The sequence below is a fragment of the Candidatus Anoxymicrobium japonicum genome, assembly GCA_002843005.1.
GTDB classification, from domain to species: Bacteria; Actinomycetota; Geothermincolia; order Fen-727; family Anoxymicrobiaceae; genus Anoxymicrobium; species Anoxymicrobium japonicum.
This window is the reverse complement of sequence record PHEX01000071.1, coordinates 1-8,105: the sequence shown is the minus strand read 5'-3', so window position 1 is coordinate 8,105 and position 8,105 is coordinate 1. Positions and strand designations below refer to the sequence as shown.

Here is an 8,105-nt window from a genome sequence, read left to right as displayed (position 1 = left end):
TTCCCCCCACGAAGACACAAAGACCCCCCTGTTCGAGTCTCCCCTCCGATATCGTGAAGCATTCGCGAAGCTCATTAAGCGTGGTGTCGGAGGGGGGACTCGAACCCCCATGGGACTACGTCCCACAAGGCCCTCAACCTTGCGCGTCTACCAAATTCCGCCACTCCGACGGGTGTGGCTCTCAATCGGTCACTTGACTGTTCTTCTCCTGCAAGCTGCGTGTAAGGATGTTGCGCCACGGAGTGTACTCTCTATTGCGCTTTCTGTCGATTATGCGCATGGCGTAAAAGTTCTTCTTCCCCAACAAGCCTATTAAATATCCCCGACGACCGACAATCTCAATATAGTCGCCGTCCTCGAGCTTCGGTGGAAATCGAAAAGATCGCTTGAACCAGACGTGCCTCACCTTGCCACTGTTGTCCACAAGGTCGAAAGATATATCAAAACTGAAAACCTTCAAATTGCGTGAGTTTCTCCTCGAGAACGTTGCAAACGGATTGGTCGAGATATTCTGCACTATTCCCGACACGCACTTTTTTTTCATCACGCCCGTCCCTGTCGAGCCACTCTGTAGAGTTTTCGGCTTTTGTGAACCCCTACTTGATTTTCTTTCAACTGCTCCAAAAATAAACCCCGTTCAGGTTACCACTATACCCCTCACCCCAACCCTCTCCCAGGGGGAAAGGGGGCACGGACGGTGGTGGCGCGTCCGTGCGCCATGGAGGATCGCTCCTTCAGTGGCACCGATTTGCGCATTACTTCAACAGGTCTCTTATGCGGTCAAGCAGCACGTCGGCAAGTTCGATCTTTGACATCATTTTCAGTTCCGCTCCGGTATCCGCGTCGCCAATCACGACTGCCATGTCGGTCATCGAGCCAAACCCTGTCCCGAACTCGCCAACCTTATTCGCTACGATAAGGTCAAGGTTCTTTTCCTTTAACTTTTTTTTCGCGTTCATGATGACCTGATCAGTCTCAGCGGCAAAGCCAACGACTACGCGCCCGTTCTTGCGGAGCGCGACTTCACCGAGTATGTCCGTTGTCGGCTCGAGCTTGATGTCAGGCACGCCACTATTTTTCTTCAACTTCTTACCAGCGACCTCTGTGGATGTAAAATCGGCGACAGCCGCGGCCATCACCAACACATCAACCGAGTCGAAGTTATCGAGCACCGCGTTCAACATTTCCGACGCGGAAACGACCTTGACGAGTTCGATGTCAGCCTGGCATGACAGCTCCACCGGCCCCGAAATCAGTATGACATCAGCGCCCCTTCGCGCTGCCTGCCTGGCAATCGTGTAACCCATGCGGCCCGTAGACGGATTTGAGAAAAACCTCACCGGATCAATATGCTCACGGGTAGGACCAGCGGTCACCAGTACGCGCCTGCCGTCAAGATCGCGGACAACCGCCAACTCGCGCTCGACGACTTCCATGATCTCCGCGGGCTCTGCCATGCGACCGATGCCTTCGGTCCCGCACGCGAGACCACCCTCGCCAGGATCAACTACTATCACGCCCATCTCACGGATTCGCTCGAGATTGCTCTGTGTAGCCTGATTCAAGTACATCCGCGTGTTCATCGCCGGCGCGACTACGATAGTGCCCCGGGCGGCGAGCACTGTCGTCGAAAGCAAGTCGTCCGCGATGCCGTTCGCCATTTTCGCCACAATGTTAGCGGTGGCAGGCGCCACAACAATGAGATCAGCCTCGTCACTGAGCGATATATGTGGAAACGGCGAGCCCGGATCGGACCACATGGTTGTAGCCACGGGGTTCCCCGTAAGCGTGCGGAACGTCAGGGGGGACACAAACTGCTGCCCGGCCCCGGTCATGATGACTTTCACGTCGGCGCCCGCGCGCGCCAGCATGCGCGCCAGCTCAGCTGCTTTGTAGACGGCTATGCCTCCGGTTACCCCCAGAAGCACCTTCCTTCCCGCGAGCTCCGCCATGGCTACTCTTCCTCGCCATCCTCGTATTCCGCCGGACGGTCGCACTCGATCTTGCCTTCCGCGATCTCCTCGAGCGCTATGGAAAGTGGCTTCCTGGAGATATCCTCAAGTTTCATCGGAGCAACTCCACCAACTCCCTGTCCAAGACGCTTCTGGAAGTTCGTGATCTGTCTCGCGCGCTTGGAGGCCTCGATCACAAGCGTAAACTTGTTTTCGGAGTGTTCGAGCAGAGTCTCGATTTTCGGATTGACCATCGTCATTTTTTCTTCCATTCAGACCTTCTCCTCTCTTAGAATCATCACAAGTTTCAGGACAGCCTCGTCGAGGTTGTCGTTGACTATTATGTCATCAAAATCACGCACTCCCACTTCAAGCTCCCGGGGAGCTACTTTCAATCTCGCGCTTATCTCGTTTTTGTTGTCTGTCTCTCTGCCCTCCAACCTATCTGTCAAGAGTTCCTCTCGGGAGGGCATGATGAAAATCAGACGCGCTTCCGGCGCTTTGCGCTTGACTGTGAGCGCGCCGACGACGTCCAGCTCCAGTAGCACATCCTCGCCCCGCTCCAGCACACTCTCCACCTGACTCTTCAACGTGCCGTAGAAGTTTCCGTAAACCTCCGCCCACTCGAAAAACGCGCCGTCGTCAACCAGGCGCTTGAACTCATCCTCGGACATGAACACATAATCGACACCACTGACTTCGCCGCGCCTCTTTCGCCTGGTTGTAGCCGATATAGACAGATGTACCGGCGCCACTTCCAGAGCCTTCTTTATTACCGTTGTCTTTCCGGCACCGGAAGGTCCGGAAACTACAAATGGCTTTCCCTTTTCACTCATTTTTCTCATTCTACCCGTATACGCCGGCTGCCAGGGGAATCGATCTTGACACCTTGCGCACACAGTGGGCATTCGTCAGCGATGTACGATTCGGCTGAAACGCGTGAGAGTGCCACAATCTTTCTGCCGCCCGCATCGAAATCCCCGCGTTGAACTATGCATGCAAGCGCGACGACACTCCCTGCCGCGTCTTCGACGAGTCGGGCAAGTTCAAGGATAGATCCACCGGTTGTAATAACATCCTCGACGAGCAATACCCGCGCGCCGGGCGCTATTCGGAAACCCCTGCGCAGGACCATCGAGCCAGCCACTCTCTCCGCAAAAATCGATTCGCACGCGAACGCCGTGGCGGTAGCGAATCCGATAACCACGGCGCCAAGCGCGGGGCTCAGAACCACATCTACCGGCTCTCCAACCGCTTCGGCAATGGCCCGGCCGGTCAACAGCGCCAGCGCGGGATTCTTCAACATCGTCGAGCACTGGACATAGGTATCGCTGTGGAGGCCGGAAGAAAGCCTGAAATGCCCTTTCTTTAAAGCGCCACACCCACAAAGAACCTCGAGCGCGTTAAAATCGTTATCCATCACATCTCCCGATTTAACTTTGGGGTCAGGTCTTTTTTTTAAAGTCGCTGACGGTGAACTTTCGCACTTTTCATCTCCAATCATACCACCCGCGCCCATCTCCCGGTAACCGCTAATAGTCGATAAGTAACAACTCCAATCTCAAAGGTCTTCATGATCTTTCTGTCGAAAGATTCTGTATGTTGTAAGGAATGCAGATAGGACAGATGGAGGTGGAGACTGTGGTTGAGAAAGAGAGGAAAAAGAAGGAAGACATGGTTCTGCGGGGCTCGCTCTACACTATGCGCCGCAAGTGCGGCAAGGAGAACTGCCGCTGCGTGGACGGTGATCCCCACGAGACCCAGGCGCTCTCCTACTGGGCAAGGGGAAAGCCGAAGCTGTTGACCTTGAGACCGGAAGACGTCCCCGTGGTAAAGACCGGCATCGAGCGCTACAGGAAGCAGAAGGCCGAACTCGATAAGCGGGCGGAAAGGGACATCGCTACGCTCAGGGCTGAAATTCAGAGAAGAAAGGGAAGGAGGGGACGCGCATGAACGGCATCGAAAACTGGAAAGGAATACTCTCCTCGTTTGGCTTTATGTTCACGGCGCCGTCTCGCGAGATATTCTTGCGCATCTCCTCGGCCTGGGCGCTGGTTCCCGGCAGAAGAACCATTACACGTGTCTATCAAGTGGCCGAACCCCTGCGTGCGAGGGCGCACGACGCCTACCACCGGTTCTTCCGTGAGGGGGCATGGTCGATGTCCGAGCTCTGGAGGATCGCGGCCGTACTGCTGCTCGCCTCGTTCTGTCGCAGAGGGCTTGTGTCGCTTCTATTGGACGACACCCTGCTCCGAAAATAAACACTTCTGATCTCCTCCCCCTCTGACGGCGGGAGGATTAAGGTGGGGGTGTGTCGCATCACAGACAGGAATGTCTGTGCTACCCTGAGACATTTTCATCTTAGGTGGTGGCGCGTCCGCGCGCCATGTGGGACTGACCCCAAAGTTAAGCGACTGTACAAACCGGCTACAGTGGTTGTAAAGTTCCATATTATGAATCGTAGAGGAAATATTTGGCTTATATTGACGCTTGTTCTGGGGCTCGTAATCGGGGTCGCCGGAGGGTACTTTGCCCAGGCGAAGTTGAGGGCGCCAAAGAAGCCGGTGGCGACAGCCCATAAGAAAGCCGAGTCCAGAAAGTATAATGCCCCGGCGTCAACCGACGTCGAACGGATACGCCAGATAATGAGCTACTTGAGCAGTAACATCGGACCCCGCCCCGAGGGGAAAGCACAAGAGAAGCAGGCGGCCAGCTTCCTGGTCACGGAGTTCGAGAAGGCGGGTTACAAAGTCGGCATGGATCAGTTTGCTCTCTCTGGCGGTCAGACATCCACGAACCTTGTTACGGCGGATCCGGGCGGCACGAGCGAATTCACGTTTTTTATCTGCGCGCACATGGACTCGAAGTCGGGCGCCCCCGGCGCCAACGACAACGCCTCGGGATGCGCCGCCGTCCTCGAGCTGGCGCGAACCATCAAAGGAACCAGGCACTTTCCCGAGGTTCGGTTCCTCATCTTTGGCGCCGAGGAGGAAAACTCGGCAGGCACTGCCCGCCACGGGTCACGTTACTACCTGGGAACTCAGCCGCCTGTCGAGCGCGCGAAGATTCTGGGGGTTCTGTCGATAGACACAATCGGGGTTGGCCCGGAGATGACTTTTAGAGATTGGGGCTCTCGAAGCGCGCCGCTGGCGGACGCACTGGTTCAATACACGAAAAGCAAAGGGTTAAACGGCACTCGCCTGCAGGGAAACAAAAGCGATCACGAGCCGTTTGGCGAGATCGGCATTCCGGCCGTTTGGCTCGAGCGCATGGCGTCCGGGGGCAAGTCCGACAACTCTATCCACAGTTCAGGGGACGCGATGAACCACGTGTTTGTGAATCTGGTGGCGGAAACGGTCGATGTTGTCAAAGATTACCTGCTTGGTCTCGACGAGGCTGCCTGCAGGAAAATGGCCGCGGCGAGTAAGGTTCCTGTCCCATAGACACTGTGTCGCATCGCATTGTTCCGAGGCGCGGTTTTCCGTATTGCCGTGGTTACGGCTGAGTGGCGCGGACGAGAAAGGATTCCTGTACGTAACCCCTCTTGCCGGTTGCCGGAGGGACGCCTCCGACGACCTCGACTCTGCACCACTGCTCGCCTTTCGCGTAACGGGTTGAGAGGACATTGACATTCCAGTCATCGTATAGTTTCGTCTGCTTTTCCCCACCAGGGTAATCCATGAGATAGCACGCATCAGGCCGTCCCATACTGTTCACGAGCGCGGAGTCTCCTTGCTTGAACCTCGCAATGGAACTTCGCTCCGGCGCGCTGTTCGCGGCTTTGTTCCCGGCGGTCTTGTTTTTGAACCACATCTCCCTGGCGCCCCATCCCGCGCCGACGCACGCGGCTATAGCTAAGAAAACGATGAAAGCAACCACAAAGCGCCTGCGCTTTTTCGCGGGAACCTTTACCGCGGTGGCAGAACGCTCAACTGCCCCGGTGTCGCTTTCCCGCGCGCCGGGAACCCGCCATGCCACCAGGGACGCGTCGCTTGTCGCGCCTCGCGCAAAAGCGGTGTCGACAAGTCCTTCACATGTGTTCTGCAGGTCGGTAGCCTTGCTGAGCGCGCATGCGAGTTCTTCGACACTCAGGGCGGAGTAGAGGCCGTGGCTGCATATAAAAAGCGTCTCGCCGGGTAGCAAGGGAACGCGCAGGACGTCTGGTTCGACTTCCGGCGTCACGCCGAGAGCGCGGGTTAGCCGTTTCTTTCTTTCGCCGACCGGCTCGACGTGGTCGCTTGTGATCTGACGGAGGCCGCGGGAAGTCAGCAGGCACGCCCTGGCGTTGCCCGCATGCGCAATGAACGCGTTTTCGCTGTCCGTTACCGCGCAAGTGATCGTGGTTCCAAGTCCTGTTCTCTCATGAGACTTGCCGGTCTCAATGATATTACGGTTTGTCGAGGACATTGCATCGAGCAGGCGCTCTTTCACGGCGCCGCGGAACTCCTCCTGATTCTCGAAGTGGTTCGGGTCGAGTGAGTCTTGAAGCGTATCCACCGCGAGACGGCTTGCGACGTCCCCACGCCCCGCCCCGCCGAATCCGTCCGCGACTGCCATGAAGCACAGGTAACCCCTGGATGCTCGAGACGTGTAATCGCATAAAGCGCAGGCGCCCTCGGCGTCACCGCTCGCGCCAGCCCTGGTGGCGATCCCGCAGGCAAGTCCATCTTCTCTTGTTGTTTGTTCGTTCATTTTCTTCTCCTGAAAAAACCTGTCTGGTACCCGGTTTCCTGAATATACCTGGCTGTTTTTTTGAAGGGATAAGACCAGCGCGCTTATAATTCTACAACAGTACGGGTAATACGAACGAGGTGATTGAGATAACGAACGAGTTTTTCAGTGGAAAAGGCGCCGAGCTTTGCCGGAGTTCGCTCAAGGCCGAGCGAAGGAAAAAAGTTCGCCACGTTCGTAACACCATACTGATGGTTGCGGGGATACTCGTGATGGGCGGCCTTGTGGCTGGCCTGGTTGCGATGATCTCAATGAGGAGCGGCGGGCTCACGGTTCCCAGATTGGTTGGCATGAAATACGAGGACGCGAAGAAGAAAGTCGAAGCGCTGGGCCTCTTTATTGAGATTGATCCCATGCAGGATAGTAGCGGAAACTGTCTCAAGTTGAAGGTTGAAATCCAGAATCCCAAGTCGGGCGCCGGCGTCGAGGCCAAGGAATTGGTTACCGTCCGCCTTGCCGGGCTCCACGAGTCACCAGAGTTCGTCAGGGATCTCGAGAAAAAGTCGTCCGGCGCGAATCCAGACCAGGCCCCGCCAGCGCCTGCGCCTACAGTTGACAGTGCGCCGCCACCGCAAACCAGCGGGAATGGACGCTCGGTGTGCCTGGATCCCGGGCACTCGAGACACTCCGGCAACGAGACGGATCCCGCCACCGGCCTGAACGTTGGCGACAATGGAGGCGCCACGGGCGAGATACAGGCGATGTGGGATCTGGCCTTGAAGGCGAAGGCCGCCCTGGAGCAGGCGGGGTACTCGGTACGGTTGACCAAGGACAGTGCTGATGCTTCCGTTTCCTTGAGAACACGCGCTGACATTGGCAACACGTGCGCCATTATGGTACGGCTTCATTACGACAACACCGGGTTCACCGGGGTAATGCGGCCACCGCCCAACGCGGCGCGATGCCCTGTGTCCGATCCGTCGAGGGTCACAGTTGTGGATCCGAATGTCGCGAGCGCGAGCGACTCCCTCGCAAGGGCGGTTGCCGCGAGTCTGGGTCTATCCGTTAAAGACGACACCGGCGGAACCAGCCGTGGCAATACAACCCCGCCGGGACATCCGACATGCCTGATAGGGAGCGTGCTCTCGAGGGTTCCAGTGATATGCATCGAGAACAAGGTGGATTCTGTTCGAAACAACCCGACCGGCCAGGATCAGGTTGCCTCGCAGATAGTAGCCGGCGTAAACGCCTACTTTCAGTCCAACTAACCCGCGAAATAACCCGCGCATACACGAATGAGACGCCTGCTTTTCCTTGAGCATGGCGGATATCCACAATTCATCCATTTGGGGGATAACGCAACGGGTTTTTTCGTGCCGATTATTTGTGGACTTTCGCAGTCCCCGCCTAATTATCTTTCACAATGCACCCCCCGAGAATAGCTCATTCACGCCGCCCTTGATAGTATCTCTATGAGCGTGT

At 56.7% G+C, this 8,105-nt stretch carries 10 protein-coding genes and 1 tRNA gene; 4 read left to right on the top strand and 7 right to left on the bottom strand.

All coding sequences use genetic code 11. The features are described 5' to 3' along the window. Positions 1–81 precede the first annotated feature (81 nt). The 6 genes from CVT63_07055 to CVT63_07030 form a co-directional block, all read right to left on the bottom strand. Positions 82–170: transfer RNA gene (locus tag CVT63_07055), tRNA-Leu, on the bottom strand. Positions 171–181: 11 nt separating this feature from the next. Continuing rightward, a complete protein-coding gene (locus CVT63_07050) occupies positions 182–544 on the bottom strand; it encodes a hypothetical protein (GenBank protein ID PKQ27627.1) in 363 nt (120 codons plus the stop codon). Positions 545–755: 211 nt separating this feature from the next. After that, on the bottom strand, positions 756–1,952 hold the full coding sequence (coaBC, locus tag CVT63_07045; protein PKQ27626.1) for a bifunctional phosphopantothenoylcysteine decarboxylase/phosphopantothenate--cysteine ligase CoaBC: 1,197 nt from the start codon (positions 1,950–1,952) through the stop codon (positions 756–758). Positions 1,953–1,954: 2 nt separating this feature from the next. Next, positions 1,955–2,224, bottom strand: a complete 270-nt coding sequence (rpoZ, locus tag CVT63_07040; protein ID PKQ27625.1) for a DNA-directed RNA polymerase subunit omega — start codon at positions 2,222–2,224, stop codon at positions 1,955–1,957. Continuing rightward, entirely contained in the window at positions 2,225–2,788 is a 564-nt protein-coding gene (locus tag CVT63_07035) for a guanylate kinase (protein ID PKQ27624.1), read from the bottom strand. Between the two features lie 5 nt (positions 2,789–2,793). Continuing rightward, on the bottom strand, positions 2,794–3,372 hold the full coding sequence (locus CVT63_07030) for an orotate phosphoribosyltransferase (GenBank protein PKQ27623.1): 579 nt from the start codon (positions 3,370–3,372) through the stop codon (positions 2,794–2,796). A 206-nt stretch (positions 3,373–3,578) separates the two neighbouring features. On the opposite strand from CVT63_07030, the gene CVT63_07025 reads away from it, so the two are divergent. The 3 genes from CVT63_07025 to CVT63_07015 all read left to right on the top strand — a co-directional run bounded on the left by CVT63_07025 (position 3,579) and on the right by CVT63_07015 (position 5,395). Continuing rightward, positions 3,579–3,905: a hypothetical protein gene (locus CVT63_07025; protein PKQ27622.1), complete on the top strand. Its 327-nt coding sequence runs from the start codon at positions 3,579–3,581 to the stop codon at positions 3,903–3,905. Then, positions 3,902–4,213, top strand: a complete 312-nt coding sequence (locus CVT63_07020) for a hypothetical protein (GenBank protein ID PKQ27621.1) — start codon at positions 3,902–3,904, stop codon at positions 4,211–4,213. The genes CVT63_07025 and CVT63_07020 overlap by 4 nt, the downstream gene beginning before the upstream one ends. Before the next feature lie 192 nt (positions 4,214–4,405). Beyond that, a complete protein-coding gene (locus CVT63_07015) occupies positions 4,406–5,395 on the top strand; it encodes a hypothetical protein (GenBank protein ID PKQ27620.1) in 990 nt (329 codons plus the stop codon). 52 nt (positions 5,396–5,447) lie between these two features. Here CVT63_07015 and CVT63_07010 read toward each other — a convergent pair whose 3' ends face one another. After that, positions 5,448–6,644 (bottom strand): hypothetical protein, encoded by a 1,197-nt coding sequence (locus tag CVT63_07010; GenBank protein PKQ27619.1) that lies wholly within the window; start codon positions 6,642–6,644, stop codon positions 5,448–5,450. Positions 6,645–6,763: 119 nt separating this feature from the next. Here CVT63_07010 and CVT63_07005 point away from each other — a divergent pair, with 119 nt between their 5' ends. Beyond that, on the top strand, positions 6,764–7,891 hold the full coding sequence (locus CVT63_07005) for a hypothetical protein (GenBank protein PKQ27618.1): 1,128 nt from the start codon (positions 6,764–6,766) through the stop codon (positions 7,889–7,891). Positions 7,892–8,105 lie beyond the last annotated feature (214 nt).